The sequence below is a fragment of the Allobosea sp. RAF48 genome, assembly GCF_052114025.1.
Taxonomy (GTDB): domain Bacteria; phylum Pseudomonadota; class Alphaproteobacteria; order Rhizobiales; family Beijerinckiaceae; genus Allobosea.
This window is the reverse complement of record NZ_JBFRDZ010000003.1, coordinates 493,133-515,973: the sequence shown is the minus strand read 5'-3', so window position 1 is coordinate 515,973 and position 22,841 is coordinate 493,133. Positions and strand designations below refer to the sequence as shown.

Here is a 22,841-nt window from a genome sequence, read left to right as displayed (position 1 = left end):
GCGCAATTCAGTTCCAAGGAGAGCAGCATGGCTGCCAAAGATGTGAAGTTTTCCGCCGATGCGCGCGAGCGCCTCCTGCGCGGTGTCGATATCCTCGCCAATGCTGTCAAGGTCACGCTGGGTCCGAAGGGCCGCAACGTCGTGATCGAGAAGTCTTTCGGCGCGCCCCGCATTACCAAGGATGGTGTGAGCGTCGCCAAGGAGATCGAGCTCGCCGACAGGTTCGAGAATCTCGGCGCGCAGCTGCTGCGCGAAGTCGCTTCGAAGACGAACGATCTGGCCGGCGACGGCACCACCACCGCGACCGTGCTTGCCCAATCGATCGTCCGCGAGGGTTCGAAGGCCGTGGCCGCCGGCTTCAACCCGCAGGATCTGAAGCGCGGCATCGACCTTGCCGTGATCGAAGCGGTCAAGGATCTGGAGAAGCGCGCCACCAAGGTCGGCAAAGCCGATGATATCGCGCAGGTCGGCACGATCTCGGCCAATGGCGACGCCTCGATTGGCGCAATCATTTCCGAAGCTGTGCAGCGTGTCGGCAAGGAGGGCGTGATCACGGTCGAGGAGGCGAAGAGCCTCGAGACGGAGCTCGATGTCGTCGAGGGGTTGCAGTTCGACCGGGGCTATCTCTCGCCCTATTTCGTGACCAATGCCGAGAAGCTGCTCGTCGAGTTCGACGACCCCTACATCCTCATCCATGAGAAGAAGCTGTCCTCGTTGCAGTCTCTGCTGCCGATCCTCGAGGCGGTGGTGCAGACCGGCAAGCCGCTGCTGATCATCGCCGAGGATATCGAGGGCGAGGCGCTGGCCACGCTCGTCGTCAACAAGCTGCGCGGAGGCCTCAAGGTCGCGGCCGTGAAGGCGCCCGGCTTCGGCGATCGCCGCAAGGCGCTGCTGGAGGATATCGCCATCCTGACGGCTGGCGAGACGATTTCGGAAGATCTCGGCATCAAGCTGGAAAACGTGACGATCGCCCAGCTCGGCCGCGCCAAGAAGGTCCGAATCGACAAGGAAAACACCACCGTCGTCGACGGCGCCGGCAAGAAGAAGGCGATCGAGGCGCGTGTCGCGCAGATCAAGGCGCAGATCGAGGAGACGACCTCCGATTACGATCGCGAGAAGCTGCAGGAGCGGCTGGCCAAGCTTGCTGGCGGCGTTGCTGTGATCCGCGTCGGCGGTGCGACCGAGATCGACGTGAAGGAGAAGAAGGATCGCGTCGACGACGCGCTCAACGCCACCCGCGCGGCCGTCGCCGAGGGAATCGTTCCGGGCGGCGGTGTGGCTCTCCTGCGCGCGAAGGCCGCCGTCGCCAAGCTGAAGAGCGATAACGACGATGTCACCGCGGGCATCCAGATCGTCCTGAAGGCTCTGGAGGCGCCGATCCGCCAGATCGTCGAGAACGCCGGCGTCGAGGGCGCCGTCGTCGTCGGCAAGCTGCTGGAAGCGAAGTCGCCGACCTATGGCTACAACGCCCAGACCGAAGAATATGTCGATCTGATCGAGGCCGGCATCGTCGACCCGGTCAAGGTGGTCCGCACGGCCCTGCAGGACGCAGCTTCCGTCGCAGGTCTGCTCGTCACCACCGAGGCCCTGATCACCGAGGCGCCCAAGGACAAGGTGCCCGCGCCGGGGCTGCCGCCGGGAGGCGGGCTCGACTTCTGAAGTCAGCCTCGGACTTCAGTCAGGCCTTGATCGGGTGACGCGCGGCCTCCGTCGCGCGTCACCTTCGCTGGCTTCGTGCCGGTCGCTTTTCAGTGATGAAGCCCGCCGCGAAGTCACGCGAGCGGCCAGTTTTCGCGAGTGCTGCATGGTTCGCAAATCGGTCGATATCGCTGTCCTGGGCCTGGGCGCCATGGGCTCCGCTGCCCTGTTCCAGCTGGCAACCCGAGGAGCGGATGTTCTCGGGATCGATCAGTTCAGCCCGCCTCATCAATTGGGTTCGAGCCACGGCGAAACGCGGATCACGCGCCTTGCCGTCGCGGAAGGGAAGGAACTGGTGCCGCTGGTGCGGCGATCCCATGAAATCTGGCAGGAGCTGGAAGCCCGTACCGGCGAGGGCCTGTTCGGCCAGGTCGGATTTCTGGCGGTTTCCGGCAGCGGGCCGGGCCAGGGTTCTGCGGACTATGTCGACCGCGTCACCGCGGTTGCGCAAGGGGAGGGGATTCACCACGAAGTCATCGACGCCGCCGAAGCGCGGCGCCGTTATCCCTGGCTCAATGCGGGCGACGGCGATCGCGTCTATTTCGAACCGGAAGGCGGCTTCTTGCGGCCCGAGCACTGTGTCTCCGCGCAACTGCGTCTCGCTTCCGCCGCCGGCGCGAAGCTGATGCTCGACACCCCTGTCCGGGCGATTGTTGCGCAAGGCGATCACATCGAGCTTCGGACTGACAACCAAACGATCCTTGCCGGCCGTGTCGTGGTGAGCGCGGGAGCCTGGGCGAGCAAGCTGTTAGGCCCGGGCTTCAACGCCCTGCTGCGCCCTACGCGGGAAATCCTGCACTGGTACGGTCTGGACTCCGCGGCATCGCCCCAATGGACGGACGCACCGGTTTTTATCTGGGCCACAGGTGCGCGGCAGGGCTTCTACGGTTTTCCGGCCATCGACGGGACGGTGAAGGTCGCGCATGGGGAGAAGAATGTCTTCGTCGACCCCGACCGTTTCGATCGTTCGAGCGACGAGGCTGAATCGCGAGATTTCTACGCCAAGGCGATCGAAGGGCGGCTGAATGGCCTGCGCGCCGATAACTCGCGTCGCAAGACCTGCCTTTATACGGTCTCGCCCGATGGTGGTTTCGTCATCGACGAATGGCCCGAAAGCGAGCGCGTCCTCGTCGTCTCTCCCTGTTCCGGGCACGGCTTCAAGCACTCGGCTGCGATCGGCGAGGCCGTGAGCCAGCGCATTCTGGATGGCGCGAGCCGCATCGACCTGTCGGCTTTCCGGCTCGGACGGTTCGAGGCCCGCAACAACGGCTTCTGACTTTTACGCCAGACACCGCTGGCTGGGGCAGCCTCAGCTTTCGAGGAAGGCGGCCACCTGCGGATGGGCCCGCAGTGCAGCGACGTCCTCCGGCGTGGGCAGGACGGGCCGGTCGCGTACGGAATCGACCAGGCACAGAAAGCCGAGCGGCGCGTCGGTCGCCGCACGGAATTGGTGCCAGGTCCAGGCGGGTATCGTGACCAGGTCCAACTCACCGATATCGTCCACCTGCGTGCCGACGAGGCAACGGCCGTGTCCGCGCAGAACCATCACGCCATGGACATGGCCGTGGCGTTCCAGCGTGGTGTGGCCGCCGGCGGCGACCTCGAAATAGCGCAGTTCGCCGGCGAGGTCCGCGTGCGAGAACAGTGTCTGCCGGGAGACGTTGAGGAACGGCGCCGTCGCATCCTGCTTGTAGGCGAGACGGTCGACCCCTTGCCAACCGAAATCGTCCTGCCAGCGACGCAGCGTGGCGGACTGGGGCGAGATCTGCTCAGGCATGGGCTTCTGCTTTGGCATGGCTGCGTACCTGATCGACGAATGCGGCCGTCGCCTGGCTGAGACGCCCGCGTTCGGCCAGAAGGTTCCCGCCGATCAGCAGCATCACCTCATCCCCGTAGAAGTCGAGGATTTCCGGCACGCGGGCAAGGCTCAATCCTCCGGCCGGCACTGGCAGTGCCGCTATGAGATCCCCAGAAGGCGCGAGGGCCGCTGCGCTGATCTGCCGGCACGTTTCGGGCGAGCACCCGAAGCGACCGCCGAAATTCGGAAAGATCACGGCATCCAACCCGACGAGCCGCCAGAGCTTCGCCAGGAAGGCTGGCGCGATGCGCGCAGCACCCGCCAGGCTGGGATGCGCCAAAAAGGCGATGTCGTCGTGGTCGCGGATGAGCTGCTGGACATTGGAAAGGCCGAGGATTGCCGGTGCGACCATCGCGGTGTCGAGCCCTTCCTCGCGCAGGATGCGCAGTTGATCGCGGACTGCATCGAGGCTGCCGGACAGGCTTGGCACATAGCGCGTCGGATGGCCTGTCGAGGCGGTAGCTCGGCGCACCGCGCCGGCGCAAGCTGCAACGCGCAGGTGAAACGGGCTGAAGTCTTGCTGGGCCAGGCCGTGGTCGTCCTTGACGTAGTCGATGCCACCCAGTGCGAAGGCGTGGGCAAGTTCCGCCAATTCCTCCGGAGGCAATCCCTGCGGCTTGAGCGCCGACGCGGTGAGTGCCCGCGCTCCGGCGTTCACGCGCGCGCGCAGTCCCGGGAGGCCGGCATGGGGGCCGTTGCCGAGCTGCCGCTTCAGTAAGGCGGGCAGGTCAGCATCCACCAATGTCAGGTCATCGTGCAGAGACGAGTTGCCGAACAGCATGTTTAAAAGCTGCCCGGCATCCGCGCCGATGGTGGCCGCCGAGAGCTGGATGCGGATGGCGTGCAGATCGGGACTCAAGGCCTCGACAGCTTCGACACGGCCGAGGATATCCGCGAGGATCCCGCTCTGGCCGACAGCCTCGGGCGGCATTTCGATGCTTTGCTCGATGGCGACCGCGCGCGCACGGGCTGCAACATCCTCAGCCTTGCCGCGCAGATGATAGGTGACTTCGATCCAGCTCATCGTCCGCTCGTCTTCTGCCGCAGTCGCGAGAGAGGAGTTTGTGGCGACGGTATGTTGCGGTCAAACAAACATTATTTTAAATGACGAAAATCAAAAGGATTAATATTCTAAAATAATACGACAGTATGAACCAAATATCTTTTGGGATTGATTAATATTGTCTTTCTCGGTTGGGGTGCGGAGGCTGATTTAGACAATCGTCATGCCGGACGGATCGGAACGGGATTGGGAAATCTCAACATCGCATGGGCAGATATTCGTCAGGACGTGGGATGAGGTCGGAAATCGCGCTGCTCCCATTGTTCTGTTCGACGGCCAGATGGACAGCGCACAGTCGTGGGGAGACTTCCCGTGGCGCTTGTCGCGCTCGACGGGGCATATGGTCGTGGCCTTCGACAGGCTGGGACCCGGGCGTTCTGGTCCCTTCCTTGAGGTCCCGTCGGCCGATTTCTGGGAGCGGGAGGTGCAGGCCGCCACCCTGCTGATCGGCGATCATCTCGGTTTCAGAAGCTTCATTGCCTGTGGTCACAATCTGGGTGGAGCGATTGCCGTCGATACGGCGGCTCGGCGCGGGAACGCGTGTCTCGGTCTGATCACGATCGGGGGTTGGGCTCACCTGAATGACGGCATCCGCCGCGGCATTCTTCAGGCCGGGAGACCCGGTCCAGAGCGGGACGAAGCGGCTGCTCCCGCTGGCCTTGATCCAGGCGGGACCGCGTACGGGAGCCTGGATGCGTGGGCTAGCTCGCCAACGTTTGATGTCTTGATCGATGAGGCGCTGTCAAAACTCCGCTGCCCAGTCCTTGCCGTGCATGGCGAGCTGGACGAGGTTTGCTCGCTTGAGCATGCGAGGCGGATCGCATTCGGGAGAGGGTGCGTCGGCGTCATCCCTGGTGCAGGCGCTTCACCGCATAAAGAAAAGGAAGGCGACGTCCTCGCCGCGATCCGGGACTTTCTGGCGCTAAGCGTGTTCCCTCTGCCGATCCATTGAAGTCGAGGATTCTTCCGCCGCGAGTAGCTGGGGGGCATCGGCAAGCTCGGGAATTTCCGAGAAACCGGAAGCTACAGCCGCGGAACCGCTTCGAGGAGGCGGCGCGTATAGGCGTGCTGCGGGGCGCTGAACACATCCTCGGCCGGGCCGGTCTCGACGATCACGCCGTCCTTCATCACCGCGATGCGGTCGCTCATGTGTCGGATCACGCCGAGGTCATGGGAGATGAAGAGCATGGCCAGCCCGAGACGGTGCTGAAGCGCGATCAGCAGATCGAGGACCTGCGCCTGCGTCGTGACGTCGAGCGCGGAAACGGGTTCGTCGCAAATCAGCAGATCGGGCTCGCTGGCCAGGGCCTGCGCGATCGAGACGCGTTGCCGCTGGCCTCCCGACAATGTCGTCGGCCGCCGGCTGAGGATATCCGGGGGAAGATTGACCAGCCTAACCAGCTCCTGCACGCGCGCGGCCCGTTCGCCCGGGCCGAGGTTGGTGTGGAGGCGCAGCGGCTGCTCGATGATCCGCTGGACTGTGTAGCGCGGGTCGAAGGAGCTCAGCGGATCCTGGACGATCGTCTGGATATGCCGGCGCAAAGGCCGCCGCAGGCGTTCGGATAGCTGGCTCCAGGGGAGACCGCGGAAGAGGACGTCGCCCTCGTCGGGGCTGCGCAGCGCGAGCGCGACCTTGCCGATCGTCGTCTTGCCGGAGCCCGACTCCCCGACGATGCCGAGGGTTTCGCCCCGGTGGACTTCAAGCGAGACGCCGTTCGCCGCGTGGGTCACGCCGCGATCCGGGCGGGCGAAGCGGACTGTAATGTCATGCATCGCAAGGGTCGGTTCCCGTCGGTCGGGCTGCGCCTTCACCGGCCGCAGGCCCTGCGTGGACAGCCAGCGGCCTCGCGTCGCTGCGCTCGGCACGGCCGACAGCAGGCGTTGCGTGTACGCATGACGCGGGTTTCGCAGCACCTCCCGCGCCGGGCCGGTTTCGACCAGCTCACCGTTCTGCATCACGGCGATCCTGTCGGCGAGCTGCGCGGCGACCGCCAGATCATGCGTGATGAGCAGGATGCCGTGTCCGGCCTTGGCGAGCCCTCCGAATACGCCGAGAATCTGCTGCTGGACGGTGACATCCAGTGCGGTGGTCGGTTCGTCGGCGATGAGCAGGCGAGGGCGGGCGGCCAGCGCCGAGGCGATGAGCGCTCGCTGCCGCAGCCCGCCGGAGAGTTCGTGAGGATATTGCGCGGCGCGCGTCGCCGGATCGGGAATGCCGACGCGGGCGAGCAGGGTTTCGACCTCCTTGCCGATCTCGCTTCGCGGGACCAGCGCGTGGGTCAGAATCGGCTCGCCGACCTCCCGGCCGACCGTGCGAAGGGGATCGAGGGAGACGAGAGCGTCCTGCAGGACGAAACCGATCTCCCGGCCTCGGATCTTCGCCCACTGCCGCTCCGAGAGATCGGCCAGCGCGACGGTTTCGCCGTCATGGCCCGAGAGGCGCAGCGTGTCGGCGCGCAGCTGCGCCCCCGGTCCCGCCAGGCCGACGAGTGCGCGCGCGGTCACCGACTTTCCCGAGCCGGATTCGCCGACGATCGCAAGGATTTCGCCCGAGCCGACGGCAAAGGAGATGCCGCGCACGACCTCCCTCGGCCCGTGCCTCCCCAGGAAGGTGATGCGCAGGCCGTGGACCTCGATGATGGGCGGTCGATAGGTCGGCGCTGCTGCGGCCAGGTCTTGCCGGCCCATGAGCTGGACGTTCATGGCAGGTCTCCCTGTGATAGCAGGAGCTGCAGGCGACGCCCGAGGATCGTGATCGCGATGACGGAGGCTGCGACGACGGTTGCCGGCAGGAAGCTGATCCAGGGCGCGGTATCGAGGAAGTTGCGGCCATCGGCCAGAAGCGCACCCCATTCGGCGGCGGGGGGCACCACGCCAAGGCCGATGAAGCTCAGGGCCGAGGCCGACAGCACGGCGTTGCCGACGCCGATGGTCGCGAGGACGACGAGCGGCCTGATGGCATTCGGAATAACATGGCGGGCGATGATCGTCGGGGTCGGTTCGCCGAGCGCCACGGCATGCTCGACATAGCCGGACTGCCAGACCCGGAGCACCTGCGAGCGCACCAGCCGCGCATAGCCTGCGATGCTGGAAAGCCCCACGGCCAGCAAGGTGTTCGTCGGACCGCGGCCGAGCACGGCGATGATCAGCAGCGCGAGCAGGATCTCGGGGAAGGCGAGCAGGATATCGATCAGCCGCACCAGCACGCGTTGCAAGCCAGGCGGCGCGAGCCCGGCCGCCGTGCCGAGCAGAACGCCTCCGGCGCAGCCGATCAGCGTCGCGCCGATGCCGATCCCCAGGGACATCGAGGTCCCGTGGACGACGCGGGTGAAGACGTCCCGGCCGAGCTGGTCGGTTCCGAACCAGTGGGCGAGGCCGGGCGGCAGCAGGATCGCGTCGGTATCGACCGCATCGGGCGCCAGCGGCGTGAACCAGTGCGGTGCGCCGGCCGCTGCCAGCAGGAGCAGGGCGAAGGCGAGCGGAATGAGCAGCCCCGGCGCACGCCACGGGTTCCCGGCACGGTTGCCGCTTCGGGTGCGCGCGACGATGTCGAGAACCTCGCTCATCGTGCCGCCCTCCGCAGCCGTGGATCGATCAGCAGGTAGAGCGCGTCGACGATGAGGTTGATCAGCACCGAGACGAGCGCCGACAGCATGACCAGTCCGAGCAGGAGGGGCATGTCGCGCGTCTTGATCGCCTGCAAGGTGATCTGGCCGATGCCGGACCGTCCGAACACGGTCTCGGTCAGGATCGAGCCGGCCAGAACGCCGGCGAAGAGCGTGCCGGTCAGCGTCGAGACCGCGAGCGCGGCATGGCGCAGCGCATGGCGCAGGCGCAGCTGCGTTTCGCTGACGCCGCGTGTCCGGACGGTCAGGGCGAAGGGCTGCAGCAGTGCTTCTTCCAGCCCGTCGCGCAGGACCTGGGTCAGCAGCGCCGCGAGCGGCAGGCTGAGGGCGATGGCGGGCAGAACCAGCGCGTGGATGCCGTCTCCGCCGATGATCGGAAACCAGCCGAGATAGAAGCTGAACACCGTCAGCAGCAGAAGGCCGACCCAATAGACCGGCGTGCTCAGCACGGCGAGCTCCAGACCGGCGAGAGCGGTTCGCAGTCCCCTGCGCCGCCCGGCCGTGGCCAGCGCGTTGACGAAGGCGAGGCCGAGAGCCAGCACCATCGCCGTCCCCGCGAGCTGGAGAGTCGGCCCGGCGGCTTCGCGGATGACATCGATGACCGGCTGCCGATACTGATAGCTCTGGCCGAAATCGCCGAGCAGGGCCTGGCCGATATAGCGCGCATATTGCACCGCCAGGGGCTGATCGAGCCCGAATTGCCGGATCAGCGCCTCCCGCTCGGCGGCATCGACGATGTTCTCGCCCCCGGTGAGAACCGCGACGGGGTCGCCGGGGATCGCCTTGACCGCGATGAAGGTGATCGTGGCCGCGCCCCAGAGCACGGCGACGATCACTCCAAGGCGCCTCAGCCCGATGGGCAGGGCCTTACGGAGCCAGCCAGGCATCGTAGAAATTCGGTTTCGCGTTGGTCGCCCAGCTGATGCCTTGCAGCTTTCTGGAGGCGCCGAGCTGATAGGCGGCGACATAGAGTGGCACGGCATAGGCCTGTCCGATGATCTCGGCCTGCGCCTGGCCGTAGAGGCGCTGGCGCTCGTCGCCGGCAGCGCCGATTGCCTTCGTCAGGATGTCGTCGAGGCTCTTCGCGCGGGCATAGTTGGCGCCGTTCGGCGGGATATAGCCGGAATGGAAGACGGTCCGCAGGATGTCCGGCTCGGCCCGCACATAATATAGAGAGGTGAGATCGTAGTCGTTTGCGCCCGTGCGGGCCGTGTAGCCGCCGGCATCGACCGGGTCGAGCTGCAGGTCGAAGCCCGCCTTCTTGACCGAGAACTGGATGGCCTGGGCCAGCGTCAGGTCCGAGGCGCCCCAGGCGGCGGCGTCATAGACGAAGCGGACGGTGAGCCGCTCCCCGCCTTTCGCGCGAATGCCTTCGGCATCCCTGGTGCTCCAGCCGGCTTCGTCGAGCAGCTTGGCTGCCTTCTGCGGATCGAAGCCCCAGCCCGCAGCGATCTTCGGATCGTAGTAGAGTGTTGAAGGACCAAGGATATTGTCGGCCGCCTTCAGGCTGCCGAAGAAGGCGGCCTTGACCGCGGACGGCGCATCCACGGCGCTCTGGAAGGCCTGGCGGACCCTGACATCGGCGAAAGGCCCGCGGCTGGTGTTGAGGAACAGGGCGCGGTTCACGCCGGGGTTCTCCCGCGTCACGACCTGGAGGCGACTATCCGCCTGGACGGTGCGGAAATTGGCTGGCGGAACCTCGTCGATCGCCTGTGCCTGCCCGCTGCTGAGCGCGCCGAGGCGAACGGAGGACTCGGGCAGATACCGGAACACCAGGGCATCGAGATGGGCCGGCCCCTGATGCGCCGCGTAGCCGGGCCCCCAATTGTAGTCGCCGCGCTTCGTCAGCCGGCTGCCGCTGCCTTTGGTAAAGCTCTCGAGCAGGAAGGGGCCGGAGCCGACGACGGTATTGGTCGTGCTCTTGGCATTGCGCAGGTAGGTCGGGGACTGGATGCCGAGATAGGGCAGGCTGAGCCCCTGCAGGAGCGGGGCGAATGACTGCTTGTAGGCAATGACGAGGGTCGCGGGATCCCGGGCGGTGATGCTGTCCACCGGTCCCAGCAGCGATTTCGCATAGCTCGACGTCGTCTTGGGGTCGAGGATGCGGTCGAAATTGAACTTCACCGCTTCGGCATCGACAGAGGTGCCGTCGCTGAAGGTCACGCCGCGCCGCAGATGGAAGGTATAGACGGTATTGTCTGCGTTCACCTCCCAGCGCTCCGCCAGCCACGGCGTGAAGCGATTGTCTTCGGCCTGGCCGACGAGGGAGTCGACGAGATTGCGGGTGATCAGCGCCGTGATGGAGTTGCCCGTGATCGAGGGGTCGATGATCGCGGTGTCGCTCGCCAGGCCGACGGTCAACGTGCCGCCAGCGGCAGGCTTGCCAGCGGGCTGGTTGTCGGCGGCGAGCACCGGGCCGCCCGCCGCGAGCAGGGCAAGGGCGGCGGCCGCCGCAAGCACCTGATGTCCGCGCCCCTGGACAACTGCATGAAGCGATGGTCGCCACATGCGACGTGCAGTGCGGATTTCGGCCTGGATCATCGTAAAGCCTTCAAATGAAAAGCGATCATCGGCGCAGGCCAGCGATGGCCGCGACGTTGAGCCCTTTACGCGTTAGAAATCGATGCTCGATCGAGCTATGCCGACGAGGTCGGCGATCTACTTCCTGCTGCGGCGCGTTTCGCCGGTGCGCGTCCAGTGCAGAAACGCAGACAGGCGCAGCAGAGCGTGAACGATGAAATTGAAGAGAACAATCATGGGCTTTCCTCAAGCAAAGGAGCCCACGGCTATGCGCGTGGTGCTTTTAGCATTGGTGACGCGGTGCAAGCTGCTCCAACAAATCCCGCGACCGTCTTGGCCGGAACCGCCACGATGTCAGTAATAATCGTGTGATGTGGTCACGACGTCAATCGAATGTCTTTTCAAATACATTCGACCATGAGCAAAAATCCGCTTTGGCAGGCCTCTCGGAAGGAGTGTTCGATCTCCGTGGCATTCCTCTTGCAGCTCCGTGGAACGGGCGGGTCAGGCCCGTTCCACAAAAGGAGGTCAGGCGCTGCGGGCTATGGAAGGGGCCGCGGAAGCCGATGCCAGGGGCGGCAGTTCCAGATTGGAGCGGAAGTCGTCGCCGACATAGTCGGTGTCGATCAGTGCGCGGCGGCGCAGCTCGGGCAGAAGGCCGTTGAGCAGGAGGTCTTCCTGATCGGGATTGCCGAGGCCGTGAAGGGTGAGAACATCGAGCACGCCCGCGCGGAAGCGCTCCTCGATCGCATCGGCCAGCTGCTCGGGCGTTCCGGCGACGGACCAATGGCCGGTCTCCTGCGCCTCGATGATGAGCTCGCGCAGCGTCAGGCCCTGCTTCGCGTAACGGCTGAAGATTTCCACGCGGCCGCGCCGCCGGTTGGTGCTGGTGACCTCCGGCAGCAGGCCGTCGGGCAGGGGCTTGTCCAGCGGCAGCGCGGACAGGTCGATATCGCCGCCGAGCATGTCGGCGAGCTTGAGGCGCCCGAGTTCGTAGTCGATGCGCTCATGCTTTTCCTTCAGGCGCCGGGCGACATCCGTATCGGACTCCCCGATCACCGAATGGAACGAGTTCATGACGAAGGGCAGGTTGTCGCCGCGCCCGAAACTCTTGGCCCGACGACGCAGCTCGGTCACGAAGGCGATCGCGCCTTCCAGCTTCGGCTGCGAGGTGTAGACTACCTCGGCATAGCGCGCGCCGACGCTGATGCCTGCTTCGGATTGACCGGCCTGGAACTGCACCGGCCGCCCCTGCGGCAGCGGCGGCACGTTGAGCGGCCCCTGGACGGTGAAATGCCGGCCCCGATAGTCAACGCGATGGAATTTGGCCGGGTCGAGTGCGAGCGCGCCTGAAGCCTTGCGCGTCACGGCGTCCCTCTCATTCGCATCGTACAGCGCATTCACGACCTCGATGAATTCTGCGGCGCGGGCATAGCGCTCCTCCGGGCTGAGCAGCGCCTCGCCGAAATTCTCCTCGCCGACCGAGGAGGTCACCGCATTCCAGGCGGCGCGGCCGCCGCTGGCATGGTCGAGCGAGCCGATCAGGCGGGCCAGATTGTAGGGATGGTGAAAGGTGGTCGAAACCGTCGCGACGAGGCCGATGTGTGACGTCACCTGGCTCAGCGCCGCGAGTGCGATGAGCGGGTCCTGTACGCCTGCGGTGCCGGCGAGGCCGGCGGGGTCGATCTGCAGCAGGTCGGCCGTGAAGAGCCCGGTGATCTTCTCGGCCTCGGCCCGGCGCGCGAATGCGGCGGCTCGCTTGGCTCCAGTTGCCGGATCGGCATCGTTCGAGGCTGCGATGACGTTGGAGGCGCCCATCAGGGTCTTGAGGCGGCGGCGCGGGGCGGAGGACATGGAAGCTTCCTTCTCTCGGATCGTTGGTTCGGCTATCGGTGGCGCCGGACGATGGCTCCCGCGGCGATGGCCCGGTTGCGCTGCTCAGGGCAGAGTGGGCACGGCGCCGAGCAGAGCGCGCGTCTAGCTGTGGGCCGGCACGGCTGCCGACAGAGCCGCTGCTTCCACTCCGCCCAGAAACGTCCTTCTCGTACGATGATGCCAACCCCTTCTGGCTGTCTCAGGCGGCGAGGGAGGTTCGGGCCGCGGCCGCGAGCAGCTGGATGGTCGTCAGGCGCCGGGCGCCTTCGGTGACGGGGCAGTCGACCATGAACTCGTCGATGCCGAACGCCCGGTGCAGCCGCTGCAGCTCGGCATGGACCTGCGCCGGCACGCCGCGCAGCAGGAGCGAGCCGCGCTCCTCGATGCGGTACTCCCGCGAGCCGGTCTGCCGGACATATTCGAGAGCCTGTTCCCGGCTGGTGACGTTGACGCCCTGGCCGTTCTCGATGTCGACGCGGAAACGGCGCGCGTCGGGCGCCAGGCTCCGGGCCAGCTCCTCCGTCTCCGCGATGACGACGCCTACGGCGAGGAGCGCGGAAGTGCCGCCGGCGTCGCGATAGGCCGACAAGGCTTCGCCGATGGCGGCCTCGTCGCCGTGGATATGGCCGGGATAGACGAAGCTCCAGCCGAGGCTCGCCGCGAGCCTCGCGCTTTCGATGCTCGCACCGAGCAGGAAGCGTTCGGCGGGCTTCGCCGGCGCCGGAAAGGCGGCGAGCTGGTTGCCGGCGTCGCTGCCGTCGTGATGTTCGCGAAGGAAGCGGTCGAGTTCGACCAGCTGCGCGTCGAAATCCGGCTTGCGGGCCGGGTCGTAGGCCCCCTGCAATGCATGGGTCGACAATGGCATGCCGCCCGGCGCCTTGCCGATGCCGATGTCGACGCGCCCGGGCGCCAGCGCGGCCAGCAGGTTGAAGTTCTCGGCCACCTTGTAGGCGCTGTAGTGCTGGAGCATCACCCCGCCGGAGCCGATCCTGATGCGGTTCGTGCGGGCGAGCAGGAAGCTGATCAGCACCTCCGGAGACGAGCTCGCCAGCTTCGCCGCGTTGTGATGCTCGGCCACCCAGAAGCGCGCAAAACCCAGCTCCTCCGCGGCTTTTGCGAGCGAGAGCGTCCTTGCAAGCGCGTCGCCGGCAGCCTCGTTCAGTTGCAGGGGGCTCTTGTCGAGAAAGCTCAGTTTGTAGGGCATCCGTCCTCGCCAGCGGCATTGACAGTCGATGATGTTCTAATAGTCTATAGAAATAATATATTGCTTGATCAAGCGGCAGTGGGCATGGGCTCGCTGTGGCGATTTCGGAGAATGTTATGGCTGACCTTTTCGTGCGGTCGTCGCCTCTCGACCCGGCCGCGGAGCCGCTGCTGGAGGGGCTGATCTCGGAATATGACGGACGATATGGCGTGGCGAGCCGCCCCGGTGGCGCCCGCTCGGAGATCTTGCGCTACCCCGCCGAAGCTTTCGCGCCGCCGCTCGGTGCCTTTCTGCTTTTGCAGCGTGACGGCGAAACGATCGCGGGTGGGGCGTTCATGAGCCACGACGACGAGACGGCGGAGTTCAAGCGCATCTGGACGCGCCCGGATTTGCGCCGTCAGGGTCTCGCTAGACAGGTTGTGCCGGCACTTGAGGAAAGTGCCGGCGAGCTCGGCTACACGCGGGCATATCTCACCACCGGTTTCCTGCAGCCAGAAGCGTCGGCGTTGTACATCGCCCTCGGCTATCGACCGCTTTTCGATACGGCCGTCGACCCCACCCTCTACCGCTCCCTGCCTTTCGAGAAGCATATCGGCAGGAGGGCAGGGCAGGTCGGCACCTATCCGGTCCATGCGCCCGCCGCGTCATTCGAGGAAGCGACGAAGCGGGTCGCCGCGATCAAGGCCGAGCACGAGGCGAAGGTGTCCTCGCGGCTCGCGAGCTATCGGGCTTCGGCGGCCTAGGCACGCACCGGATCGGAATGTGACGATGACGCAGAAATCTCCCCTGTTGCTCGGTCTCGGATTGGATGCGGGCGGCCATCGCAACGGAGACGAACCCGATTGGCGCGAGCTCTGGAGCAGCCTCGTCGCGAGGCTTGATGGCGTCGCAGCGTTCGTGACCCTGGAAGATGGCTTTGCCGATCCCGGCCAGGACGGGCTCGACGCGATCCTTCTGGCCAATTGGCTCGCGCCCCGAAGCCGCGAGATCGGTCTCATCGCCGGGGCGCCGATAAGCTTCGCCGAGCCCTTCCACGTCTCGACGGCGATTGCCACGCTTGACTATGTCAGCGGTGGCAGGGCCGGACTTCTGGCCCAGCGCCTCGACCAGGAGCGTAGCCGCGAGGCCAGCCGCGCGATCGGAGAGCTGAAGGGCTTTCCCGCGGCCGACCAGCCGTCTCTCGACCGCGACGCGCTGGATGCCGTCGATGTCGTCAGGCGTCTCTGGGACAGCTGGGAGGACGATGCGGTCATCCGCGACACGCAGAGCCAACGCTTCGTCGATGGCGAGAAGCTTCACTATATCGATTTCCAAGGCGCAGATTTCCGCGTGCTGGGACCGTCGATCACGCCGAGGCCTCCCCAGGGCCAGCCCATCGTCGCAGTCAGCCGGGTGGCCGAAACGGATCTGGCCTTCGCGCGCGCTGCCGATGTGGTTTTCGTGCCGGCCAACGGCGATTTTGCCGAAACGCTCGCTAAGCTTAGCGGCGGTACATCGGGGAAGGGGCCAGTCGTCATCGCCGATCTGCGTATCGGCCCGGATGGAAGTACCGCCGAGGATCTGATCGCCGCGGCCGGGATCGCCGCCGCCGATGGCGCCCAAGGTGTCCGCCTGGTCCTGTCCGATCCTCGCACGCAGATCGACCGCGTCACCGGCACGCTGGTCCCCGCTCTTCGCGCTGCAGGGCTGGTCGCGCCACCTGCGGGCGGGAACCTGCGCAGCCGCTTTGGCCTGCCAGCCGCGCGCAATCGCTACGCCGCGGCAGCCTGAGCTCGGAGGAATGCCATGACCAGGAAGCAGATCATCCTCGGGGCGCAGTTCCCCGGGGTCAATAATTTCACGGTGTGGAGCGATCCGGCCGCCGGCAGCCAGATCGAATTCTCGTCCTTCCGGCACTTCGCCGAGACGGTCGAGCACGGCAAGTTCGACTTCATTTTTCTCGCCGAAGGGCTGAGGGTCCGGGAGCAGAAGGAGCGCTTCCACGAACTGGATGTCGTCGGCCGCCCAAACACGCTGGCTATCCTCACTGCATTGGCTTCGATCACCGACCATGTCGGGCTGATCGGGACGCTGACCACGACATTCAACGAGCCTTATCCGCTCGCACGTCAGCTCGCGACGCTCGATATCCTGTCCGGTGGGCGGGCCGGCTGGAACGTCGTGACGTCGCCCGGTGCCTTCACCGGGGCGAACTTCCGTCGCGGCGATCATTTGCCGTTTCGCGAGCGTTACGAGCGCGCGCGGGATTTCCTGGAAACCGCGCGCTCGATCTGGAGAGGCGGCGACTTCTACGCTCGCACGCCTCACTTCGATATCGCGGGACGCACCGGCGCCGGTCCGTTGCCGCAAGGCACTCCGGTCATCGCGCAGGCCGGCGATTCCGACGAGGGCAGGGAGCTTGCTGCGGGCCATGCCGACCTCATCTATTCGCGCCACGGCACGCTTGAGGAGGGAAAGGCCTTCTATGCGGATGTGAAGCAAAGGCTCGCCAAACATGGCCGCAGCCGCGACGCCCTGAAGATACTGCCGGGTGCCAACTTCGTTCTGGGCGATACGCTGGAAGACGCTCTGGAAAAGCAGAAGACCATACGACTGCAGCAGGTGAGCCCGAAGAACGCCATCGTTTTCCTCGAGCAGGTCTGGAATCGCGACCTCTCGGCCTATGATCCGGACGGTCCTCTGCCCGACGTGGATCCCGACGTCGCGGTCGAGCAGCTCGCCCAGGGGCGTGCGGCGCGCTACGATAACCGGTTGGAGACTGCGCGGGCCTGGCGTGAGCTGGCCGAGCAGGAAAAGCTCAGCATCCGCGAACTCATCATCAAGGTGACCGGGCGCAAGCAGTTCGTCGGGACGCCGGCCTAGGTCGCCGAGGAGATCGATCGCTACGTTCAGGAAGATGCGGCGGACGGCTTCGTGTTCGCGCCCCATCTCACCCCGGGCGGCTTCGACGAATTCGTCGAGAAGGTCATTCCGATCCTGCAGGAGCGCAAGGTCTTCCGGCGGGATTATGCCTCCTCCACGCTCCGCGGAAACCTCGCTCTTCCCGAGGCGTGGCAGCCGGTCGCCAAGGCGGTGTAGAGGGCRCCCCGCCGCTTCCGGCGCCGCTCAGAGCGGCGCCGGAACTGCCTGCGGTGTCGGTTGCTCATCGCGAAGCAGCGGCAATAGCTGCAAGCCCTGGCGCTCGATCTCGGCGAGATAGGGCGTGTCGGACAGAATGAACTTGGTAATCCCGAGATCGCGGTACTTCTTCAGCGACTGGGCGACGTCCGCGGCCGAGCCGACAAGCCAGGTCGTCCCCGCGCCGCCTCCGCCGAATTTGCCCGGCGCGGTGTAGAGATTGTCGTCGAGCACCTCGCCGCGCTGATGCAGGTCGAGCAGACGTCGCTGGCCGACGGCCACCGCGCGCTGATGGTCATTCCAGCCTGCGCCCCGGCTTTTGGCCATCGCCGCGACCTTGGCCTCCGCGTCGGCCCAGGCTTGCTCCGTCGTGTCGCGGACGAGCGTCGTGATGCGCAGCCCGAACTGCAGCGGTGGAAGCTCCCGGCCGAGCCGATGGCCGAGCGATTTGAGACGTTCGATCCGCTGCGCGATCTCGGCGAGCGGCTCGCCCCAGAAGAGCTGGACATCGGCATCGGTCGCGGCGACGCGCTCAGCCGCTTCCGACGCGCCGCCGAAATAGAGCTTGGGATGCGCCCTGCCTTCCCGAGGCTGCACTCTGGGTACGACGGTCGAGTTCGTGACCGAAAAATACTGCCCGCGAAAACTGACGGCTTCCTCGGTCCAGAGCTTGCGAACCAGCTGCATGAACTCCCTGGTCCGGGCGTAGCGCTGTGACTGATCGCCTTCCTCGTCTCCGTATGCGGCGAGGTCGTCCTGTCCCGATACGATATTGATCCGCACGCGACCTCCGCTCAGATGGTCGAGCGTCGCGGCGGCCGAGGCCAGATTGGCGGGCCGCCAATAACCCGGGCGGATCGCAATCAGCGGTTCGAACGTCTTCGTTCGTGCGGCCAGAGAGGTCGCGACGGTAAAGGTATCGGGCCGCCCCCAGCCCGTCCCGATAAGGGCGCCTTTCCACCCGAACCGTTCCAGAGCGAGCGCATGGCTGGTCAGGGTATCGAGGCTGTTGTAGTCGTGGGTGGCGGAATCGCCACGATGACCGGGCTTAACATCGTTTGGGATGTACCAGAGAAATTCGCAGGCTTCCGTCATGGGGTCCGGCTATCGATATCTATTTACATTCAGGCGCAAATCGCCTCTGTAAAAACTTTTACTCTGATAACAACAGAATTAACGTTTTGAATTGCGATAATAACGAAGAATATGTCCTCTGATATCTGGTCGTCTGTGGGTGTTTCCTCTCTTGTCGCCGCTTTTATTTTCGGAGCCTCTGCTGACGGTGGACCGTTCATGCATCGGTCACGGGCAAGTGTCAGGGCGCCGGCCAGATTCATCTTCGAAGGGAGAGCCTGCACGAGAGCGTTCGACGGCATTGTCGCGTGACGGTGCCGCTTCTGCCTGGGCATAAGGTGGTCGTTTTGGCTGGTCGTTGCCAATAGAATTACCGATTTCATTCGGTGTAATATTGAGTGAATGTGCCACCTCTGAGGAGTGAATAAAGGTATATTTATCTCTCCGGGGCGAAGGGTACTGATATATCGTCATAAAGCTTGTCGATTTTGGCATAGATATTTGATTTTCAATACTTTTTTGAAATGCGTTTCTCTTGACCCCTTGCGCGCCGAAGCGGCATCGTCTGCCGCGGTAACTGCGGCACGGCGAGGCTGTCCGCAGGCTTTACGAGCGAGGTCCGCGATGTCCGCAAACGCCCGCCAGCTGACGCTGAATCTGTTCATCTATCCAGGCGGTCACCACGAGGCCGCCTGGCGCTATCCCGCTTCCGAGCCGAAGCGCGTGCTCGACATCACCTATTATCAGGAGCTCGCGCGCCGGGCCGAGGCCGCCAGGTTCGACGCAATTTTCTTTGCGGACGGTCCTTCGCTGCCAGAGAACGTTCGGTACTCGTCGCGGGTGCGCTTCGAACCCCTGACATGGTTGTCCGCCATCGCGGCAGTGACCGAGAGGATCGGGCTGATCGCAACCTCCTCGACGACCTATAACGAGCCCTACAATCTCGCCCGGCTCTTCGCCTCGCTCGATCATCTCTCCAACGGGCGTGCCGGCTGGAACATCGTCACGACCAGCGATGCCGGCGCCGCGCAGAATTTCGGCTTGCCCGAGCACCCGCCACATGGCGAGCGTTATGAGAAGGCGCGCGAATTCCTCGATGTCGTCAGCAAGCTCTGGGACAGCTGGGAGGATGAGGCCTTCGTCGCCGATCCAGAGAGCGGTGTCTTCGCGGATGGGGACAAGGTCCATCGGATCGATCATGTCGGCCGGCATTATCGGGTGAGGGGGCCGCTCAACGTCTCGCGGTCGCCACAGGGCCGGCCGGTCTATGTGCAGGCCGGTTCCTCGGAAGACGGTCGTTCCTTCGCTGCCCAGTTCGCCGAAGCGATCTTCACCGCGCATCAGACGCTGGCCAGCGCGCAGGAATTCTACCGGGATATCAAGGCGCGCGCCGTCGCGCTCGGCCGCCGGCCGGAGCATATCCGGGTCCTGCCCGGTATCAGCCCCTTCCTCGGCTCGACGCAGGCCGAAGCCGAGAGGCTGGAGGATGAGATCAACGAACTCATCCAGCCGGCGGCTTCGCTCGAGCAGCTCAAGCGCATGATCGGCCTCGACCTGACCGGCTTCGATCTCGACGGCCCGTTCCCGCGGCACCTCGTCGACACGAGCGGGCCGAAAGGCGTCGCCAGCCGCTTCCAGCTCATCGTCGACATCGTCGACCGCGAGAGCCCGACCATTCGCCAGCTCATCCGTCGCCTGGCCGGCGCGCGCGGGCATCGCGTCGTGGTCGGGACGCCGGACCATGTCGCCGACGAGATACAGGCATGGTTCGAGCAGGGCGCCGCGGACGGCTTCAACGTGATGCCGCCCTATCTCACCGGAGGTTTCGACACGTTCGTCTCCGAGGTGGTTCCGATCCTGCGAAAACGCGGCCTGTTCCGGCGGGAGTATTCCGGCTCGACGCTGCGCGAACACTATGGCCTGCCGCGCCCGGAGAGCGTCTTCGCAGCGGATCAGCGCCAGAGCGCTTGAGCCGGCACTGCGGACCAAGGGACAAAAGGCCCGGATGCACTGGCATCCGGGCCTTGCTGTTTCTCGAATGGGTTCGCTTGGCCCGTCAGGCCGCAGGCTCCGCGCGACGAGGAGAGGGGGAAAGCAGTCAGGCGACCCGGCGCAGATCGGCATCGGTGACGCCGAGGCTGCGCAGCAGTTTCGTGCGGATCTCGGCGAAGCGCACCTCGCGGGCCGCATGCTCTTCCGGGAGCGCGATCGGCTGATCGATGATGAAGCGGCCCTGATCCAGGACGAGCACGCGCTGTGCGAGGTGGATGGCCTCGTCGACATCATGCGTGACGAGCAGCACGGCCGGGCGGTGCCTCGCGACGAGATCGAGCAGCAGGGCCTGCATGCGCAGCCGCGTCAGCGCGTCGAGCGCGCCGAACGGCTCGTCGAGCAGCAGCAGATCCGGGGAGCGCACCAGCGAGCGGGCCAGCGCCGCGCGTTGCTGCTCGCCGCCGGAGAGCTGGGTGGGCCAGGCTTCGACCCGCTGGGTCAGCCCGACCTCTTCAAGCGCAGCCAGCGCGCGCTCGCGCGGCCGCTCGCCCTTCAGGCCGAGCTCGACATTGTCGAGGACACGTTTCCAAGGCAGCAGCCGCGCATCCTGAAAGACGACGGACACGGCGTCCGGCGTGTCGTAGGTGCCTTCGCCGGGTACGCCGTGGTCGAGACCGGCTAGCGCGCGCAGGAACGTGCTCTTGCCCGAACCGGAGCGGCCGAGAAGGGCAACGGACTCGCCGCGCCCGATGGTCAGGTCGACGCGGTCGAGGATGGTGCGCGTGCCGTAGCGGCGGGTCAGGCCGCGCACGTCGACGACGGGGCGAGCGATCAGTCCGCGAGGATCTTGCGCCACGGAAGGGCCTTTCGCGTGATAAGGCGCACGAGCCAGTCGGAGCTCAGCCCCAGGGCGGCGTAGACTGCGAGGCACAGGATAATGACCTCCGTCTGCCCATAGGTGCGCGCGAGGTTGATCATGTAGCCGAGGCCGCTCGTGGCGTTGACCTGCTCGACGACGACCAGTGCAAGCCAGGAATAGGTCACGCCGAAGCGGAGCCCGAGCAGGAAGCCGGGCAGGGCGGCGGGCAGCACGACGTGGCGCAGGAACTGCCAGTTGCTCAGGTCAAGCGTCTCTGCCAGCTCGATGTAGCGCGCATCCGTCGAGCGCAGCCCGTCATGGGTCTGGATGTAGATCGGCGCGAAGGTGATCAGCGCGATCGTCAGGATCTTCATCGGCTCGCCGATGCCGAACCAAAGCATCAGCAGCGGGATCAGGGCAAGTGCCGGAATTGCGCGCTTGATCTGGATCGGGCCGTCGACGAGGTATTCTCCGATGCGGCTCAACCCGGCGACGATACCAAGCGAAGCGCCAGCGACGATGCCCCAGAAAAGCCCCCAGAAGGAACGTTGAAACGAGGTCCAGAGGTTCTCCTGCACGCGCCCGTCGGCGATGAGCTCATAGCCGGTCGTCACGACGGTCCAGGGCGGCGAGAGGATGCGGTCGTCGATCGCGCCGGTGGCGCTCCCGGCGCTCCAGAGCAGCAATAGCAGCACGGGCCCGAGCGCGGGACCAAAGCGCCAGACCGGCCCCGGTCCAAGCTTGCGCTTGCGCCTCGCCCCGTGGCCGGTGGAACCGGCACCGTGCGACCGACCGAGGACGCGGAAGAGCAAAGCGCGCGGCCGGGCCGAGCGGAGAGCGCTGCCTTCGATCGAGAGGTCCGCCATCGTACTACTCCCCGTCGCGGTAGGCTTTGCCGGCGACCGTCTCGAAACGGCGGTCGAACAGAGTTGCGGCCTTGAACGGCGGCTTTTTCAGCTCCTCCGCAAGCAGGTCGACGGTTTCCTGCAGGCGTTCGGTGGCGGCGACCCAGTCGAGCGGGACGTTAGGGCTGCCGTTCGACTGGACCAGGAAGCGACCGGCGTCTTCCTTGAGGCCCTGGTCCTTGACGTAGTAGCCCTTGATCCACTCGTCCGGATGCGTCTCGATCCATTTCGTCGCGCGGCCCCACGCCGCGACATAGGCGCGGATCGCCGCCGCCTTGTCGGCATCCTCCAGCGATGTCTTGGCAACGTAGAGGAAGGACGGATCGTCGCGCAGTGCATGCGCCAGAACCTTCGCGCCATCGCGCTCATAGTTCTGGGCGAAGCGCTGCTTGTTCGCCTCGGCGATCGGCGCGGCATCGACGAGCTTGCTGGCGAGCGCGTTGACATAGGTGTCGCCGACGCTCGGCAGTTCGATCAGGTTGACGTCGCTTCGTTCGAGCTTGAGCTTCTTCAGCACGCGCAGGACGAGGGCGCCCTGGGCCTGACCGGGGCTGAAGGCAATCTTGCGGCCCTTGAGCTCCTCGAGCCTCGCGATACCGGAACCGGGAGCGGTTGCGATGACGTAGATCGGGTTGGCCACCGGATCCAGCCTGTATTTCGTCGCCACGATCCGCGTCTCGAGCCCGGTCCAGCGGGCATGGATCGGCGGGATGTCCGCGACAGAGCCGACATCGAGCGCCTTCGCCCGGAAGGCCTCGATGGTCTGCGGGCCGCCGGAGATGTTGGCCCATTCGACTTTGAATGGCAGCTTCGCGAGTTCGCCTGACAGCGTCAGCGCGACACGCGTCTGCGGGTCGCCGATCACGAGCTTGGTTCCCGGCGCGATGGCCTCCGGAATCGGCGCATCGTCAGCGAGCGGCGCGGCGCTCGCCATCGGAGAGAAGGCGATTACGGCCAGGACGGCTGCAACGGCGCGATTGATGGGGCGCAGTGCCATGTTTCGGCTTTCGGATACGGAAATGACAGCCATGAGCATGTGCACTACGGGGG

21 protein-coding genes are annotated in these 22,841 nt (G+C 65.6%); 9 read left to right on the top strand and 12 right to left on the bottom strand.

What is annotated here, in order from left to right:
• Positions 1-27 precede the first annotated feature (27 nt).
• Both groL and solA read left to right on the top strand, forming a co-directional pair.
• Positions 28-1,659, top strand: a complete 1,632-nt coding sequence (gene groL, locus AB4Z10_RS08720) for a chaperonin GroEL (RefSeq protein WP_441469986.1) — start codon at positions 28-30, stop codon at positions 1,657-1,659.
• Positions 1,660-1,804: 145 nt separating this feature from the next.
• Positions 1,805-2,974 carry an N-methyl-L-tryptophan oxidase gene (gene solA, locus AB4Z10_RS08715; RefSeq protein ID WP_441469985.1) on the top strand — a complete coding sequence of 390 codons (1,170 nt, stop codon included), beginning with the start codon at positions 1,805-1,807 and terminating at the stop codon, positions 2,972-2,974.
• Between the two features lie 33 nt (positions 2,975-3,007).
• Here solA and AB4Z10_RS08710 read toward each other — a convergent pair whose 3' ends face one another.
• Together AB4Z10_RS08710 and AB4Z10_RS08705 are read right to left on the bottom strand one after the other, a co-directional pair.
• On the bottom strand, positions 3,008-3,475 hold the full coding sequence (locus tag AB4Z10_RS08710; protein WP_441469984.1) for a cupin domain-containing protein: 468 nt from the start codon (positions 3,473-3,475) through the stop codon (positions 3,008-3,010).
• Positions 3,468-4,415 carry a RuBisCO large subunit C-terminal-like domain-containing protein gene (locus tag AB4Z10_RS08705; RefSeq protein WP_441469983.1) on the bottom strand — a complete coding sequence of 316 codons (948 nt, stop codon included), beginning with the start codon at positions 4,413-4,415 and terminating at the stop codon, positions 3,468-3,470. Before AB4Z10_RS08705 ends, AB4Z10_RS08710 begins: the two co-directional genes overlap by 8 nt.
• Between AB4Z10_RS08705 and AB4Z10_RS08700 the strand changes: the two genes are divergently transcribed.
• Both AB4Z10_RS08700 and AB4Z10_RS08695 read left to right on the top strand, forming a co-directional pair.
• On the top strand, positions 4,398-4,664 hold the full coding sequence (locus AB4Z10_RS08700) for a hypothetical protein (RefSeq protein WP_441469982.1): 267 nt from the start codon (positions 4,398-4,400) through the stop codon (positions 4,662-4,664). The two genes, AB4Z10_RS08705 and AB4Z10_RS08700, sit on opposite strands and share 18 nt — an antisense overlap.
• Before the next feature lie 118 nt (positions 4,665-4,782).
• Positions 4,783-5,571 carry an alpha/beta fold hydrolase gene (locus AB4Z10_RS08695; RefSeq protein WP_441469981.1) on the top strand — a complete coding sequence of 263 codons (789 nt, stop codon included), beginning with the start codon at positions 4,783-4,785 and terminating at the stop codon, positions 5,569-5,571.
• A 71-nt stretch (positions 5,572-5,642) separates the two neighbouring features.
• On the opposite strand, the gene AB4Z10_RS08690 is transcribed toward AB4Z10_RS08695, so the two are convergent.
• The 6 genes from AB4Z10_RS08690 to AB4Z10_RS08665 all read right to left on the bottom strand — a co-directional run bounded on the left by AB4Z10_RS08690 (position 5,643) and on the right by AB4Z10_RS08665 (position 13,844).
• Positions 5,643-7,322, bottom strand: a complete 1,680-nt coding sequence (locus tag AB4Z10_RS08690) for a dipeptide ABC transporter ATP-binding protein (protein ID WP_441469980.1) — start codon at positions 7,320-7,322, stop codon at positions 5,643-5,645.
• Positions 7,319-8,185, bottom strand: a complete 867-nt coding sequence (locus AB4Z10_RS08685; protein WP_441469979.1) for an ABC transporter permease — start codon at positions 8,183-8,185, stop codon at positions 7,319-7,321. The genes AB4Z10_RS08690 and AB4Z10_RS08685 overlap by 4 nt, the downstream gene beginning before the upstream one ends.
• On the bottom strand, positions 8,182-9,132 hold the full coding sequence (locus AB4Z10_RS08680; protein WP_441469978.1) for an ABC transporter permease: 951 nt from the start codon (positions 9,130-9,132) through the stop codon (positions 8,182-8,184). Before AB4Z10_RS08680 ends, AB4Z10_RS08685 begins: the two co-directional genes overlap by 4 nt.
• Positions 9,113-10,705 carry an ABC transporter substrate-binding protein gene (locus AB4Z10_RS08675; RefSeq protein WP_441469977.1) on the bottom strand — a complete coding sequence of 531 codons (1,593 nt, stop codon included), beginning with the start codon at positions 10,703-10,705 and terminating at the stop codon, positions 9,113-9,115. The genes AB4Z10_RS08680 and AB4Z10_RS08675 overlap by 20 nt, the downstream gene beginning before the upstream one ends.
• A gap of 588 nt (positions 10,706-11,293) precedes the next feature.
• Positions 11,294-12,619, bottom strand: a complete 1,326-nt coding sequence (locus tag AB4Z10_RS08670; protein ID WP_441469976.1) for an NtaA/DmoA family FMN-dependent monooxygenase — start codon at positions 12,617-12,619, stop codon at positions 11,294-11,296.
• A 220-nt stretch (positions 12,620-12,839) separates the two neighbouring features.
• Positions 12,840-13,844 (bottom strand): MsnO8 family LLM class oxidoreductase, encoded by a 1,005-nt coding sequence (locus tag AB4Z10_RS08665; RefSeq protein WP_441469975.1) that lies wholly within the window; start codon positions 13,842-13,844, stop codon positions 12,840-12,842.
• 116 nt (positions 13,845-13,960) lie between these two features.
• On the opposite strand from AB4Z10_RS08665, the gene AB4Z10_RS08660 reads away from it, so the two are divergent.
• From AB4Z10_RS08660 to AB4Z10_RS08645, 4 genes are read left to right on the top strand one after another with little or no spacing between them, the layout of a single operon-like run.
• Positions 13,961-14,587 (top strand): GNAT family N-acetyltransferase, encoded by a 627-nt coding sequence (locus tag AB4Z10_RS08660; RefSeq protein ID WP_441469974.1) that lies wholly within the window; start codon positions 13,961-13,963, stop codon positions 14,585-14,587.
• A 25-nt stretch (positions 14,588-14,612) separates the two neighbouring features.
• On the top strand, positions 14,613-15,614 hold the full coding sequence (locus AB4Z10_RS08655) for an LLM class flavin-dependent oxidoreductase (RefSeq protein ID WP_441469973.1): 1,002 nt from the start codon (positions 14,613-14,615) through the stop codon (positions 15,612-15,614).
• Between the two features lie 15 nt (positions 15,615-15,629).
• A complete protein-coding gene (locus tag AB4Z10_RS08650; protein WP_441469972.1) occupies positions 15,630-16,706 on the top strand; it encodes an LLM class flavin-dependent oxidoreductase in 1,077 nt (358 codons plus the stop codon).
• 51 nt (positions 16,707-16,757) lie between these two features.
• Positions 16,758-16,922 (top strand): hypothetical protein, encoded by a 165-nt coding sequence (locus AB4Z10_RS08645; RefSeq protein ID WP_441469971.1) that lies wholly within the window; start codon positions 16,758-16,760, stop codon positions 16,920-16,922.
• A gap of 27 nt (positions 16,923-16,949) precedes the next feature.
• On the opposite strand, the gene AB4Z10_RS08640 is transcribed toward AB4Z10_RS08645, so the two are convergent.
• Positions 16,950-18,056: an LLM class flavin-dependent oxidoreductase gene (locus tag AB4Z10_RS08640; protein WP_441469970.1), complete on the bottom strand. Its 1,107-nt coding sequence runs from the start codon at positions 18,054-18,056 to the stop codon at positions 16,950-16,952.
• Positions 18,057-18,659: 603 nt separating this feature from the next.
• On the opposite strand from AB4Z10_RS08640, the gene AB4Z10_RS08635 reads away from it, so the two are divergent.
• The gene (locus AB4Z10_RS08635; protein WP_441469969.1) at positions 18,660-20,006 is read left to right on the top strand and encodes an LLM class flavin-dependent oxidoreductase; all 1,347 of its coding nucleotides are present in this window, start codon (positions 18,660-18,662) and stop codon (positions 20,004-20,006) included.
• A gap of 127 nt (positions 20,007-20,133) precedes the next feature.
• Here the strand turns inward: AB4Z10_RS08635 and AB4Z10_RS08630 are convergent, their stop codons facing one another.
• Genes AB4Z10_RS08630 through AB4Z10_RS08620 form a run of 3 tightly spaced genes read right to left on the bottom strand, consistent with a single transcriptional unit; the run spans position 20,134 to position 22,788 of the window.
• Positions 20,134-20,883: an ABC transporter ATP-binding protein gene (locus AB4Z10_RS08630; RefSeq protein ID WP_441469968.1), complete on the bottom strand. Its 750-nt coding sequence runs from the start codon at positions 20,881-20,883 to the stop codon at positions 20,134-20,136.
• A complete protein-coding gene (locus AB4Z10_RS08625) occupies positions 20,859-21,752 on the bottom strand; it encodes an ABC transporter permease (protein ID WP_441469967.1) in 894 nt (297 codons plus the stop codon). The genes AB4Z10_RS08630 and AB4Z10_RS08625 overlap by 25 nt, the downstream gene beginning before the upstream one ends.
• Positions 21,753-21,756: 4 nt before the next feature.
• On the bottom strand, positions 21,757-22,788 hold the full coding sequence (locus AB4Z10_RS08620; RefSeq protein WP_441469966.1) for an ABC transporter substrate-binding protein: 1,032 nt from the start codon (positions 22,786-22,788) through the stop codon (positions 21,757-21,759).
• Between the last annotated feature and the right edge of the window lie 53 nt (positions 22,789-22,841).

Bases quoted from the DNA above. Each gene is read 5' to 3' on its own strand.
- AB4Z10_RS08695 (WP_441469981.1), top strand. From the start codon at position 4,783: ATGCCGGACGGATCGGAACGGGATTGGGAAATCTCAACATCGCATGGG.
- AB4Z10_RS08620 (WP_441469966.1), bottom strand. From the start codon at position 22,788: ATGGCACTGCGCCCCATCAATCGCGCCGTTGCAGCCGTCCTGGCCGTA.
- AB4Z10_RS08650 (WP_441469972.1), top strand. From the start codon at position 15,630: ATGACCAGGAAGCAGATCATCCTCGGGGCGCAGTTCCCCGGGGTCAAT.
- groL (WP_441469986.1), top strand. From the start codon at position 28: ATGGCTGCCAAAGATGTGAAGTTTTCCGCCGATGCGCGCGAGCGCCTC.
- AB4Z10_RS08640 (WP_441469970.1), bottom strand. From the start codon at position 18,056: ATGACGGAAGCCTGCGAATTTCTCTGGTACATCCCAAACGATGTTAAG.
- AB4Z10_RS08635 (WP_441469969.1), top strand. From the start codon at position 18,660: ATGTCCGCAAACGCCCGCCAGCTGACGCTGAATCTGTTCATCTATCCA.
- AB4Z10_RS08690 (WP_441469980.1), bottom strand. From the start codon at position 7,322: ATGAACGTCCAGCTCATGGGCCGGCAAGACCTGGCCGCAGCAGCGCCG.
- AB4Z10_RS08710 (WP_441469984.1), bottom strand. From the start codon at position 3,475: ATGCCTGAGCAGATCTCGCCCCAGTCCGCCACGCTGCGTCGCTGGCAG.
- AB4Z10_RS08680 (WP_441469978.1), bottom strand. From the start codon at position 9,132: ATGCCTGGCTGGCTCCGTAAGGCCCTGCCCATCGGGCTGAGGCGCCTT.
- solA (WP_441469985.1), top strand. From the start codon at position 1,805: ATGGTTCGCAAATCGGTCGATATCGCTGTCCTGGGCCTGGGCGCCATG.
- AB4Z10_RS08660 (WP_441469974.1), top strand. From the start codon at position 13,961: ATGGCTGACCTTTTCGTGCGGTCGTCGCCTCTCGACCCGGCCGCGGAG.
- AB4Z10_RS08685 (WP_441469979.1), bottom strand. From the start codon at position 8,185: ATGAGCGAGGTTCTCGACATCGTCGCGCGCACCCGAAGCGGCAACCGT.
- AB4Z10_RS08655 (WP_441469973.1), top strand. From the start codon at position 14,613: ATGACGCAGAAATCTCCCCTGTTGCTCGGTCTCGGATTGGATGCGGGC.
- AB4Z10_RS08670 (WP_441469976.1), bottom strand. From the start codon at position 12,619: ATGTCCTCCGCCCCGCGCCGCCGCCTCAAGACCCTGATGGGCGCCTCC.
- AB4Z10_RS08625 (WP_441469967.1), bottom strand. From the start codon at position 21,752: ATGGCGGACCTCTCGATCGAAGGCAGCGCTCTCCGCTCGGCCCGGCCG.
- AB4Z10_RS08665 (WP_441469975.1), bottom strand. From the start codon at position 13,844: ATGCCCTACAAACTGAGCTTTCTCGACAAGAGCCCCCTGCAACTGAAC.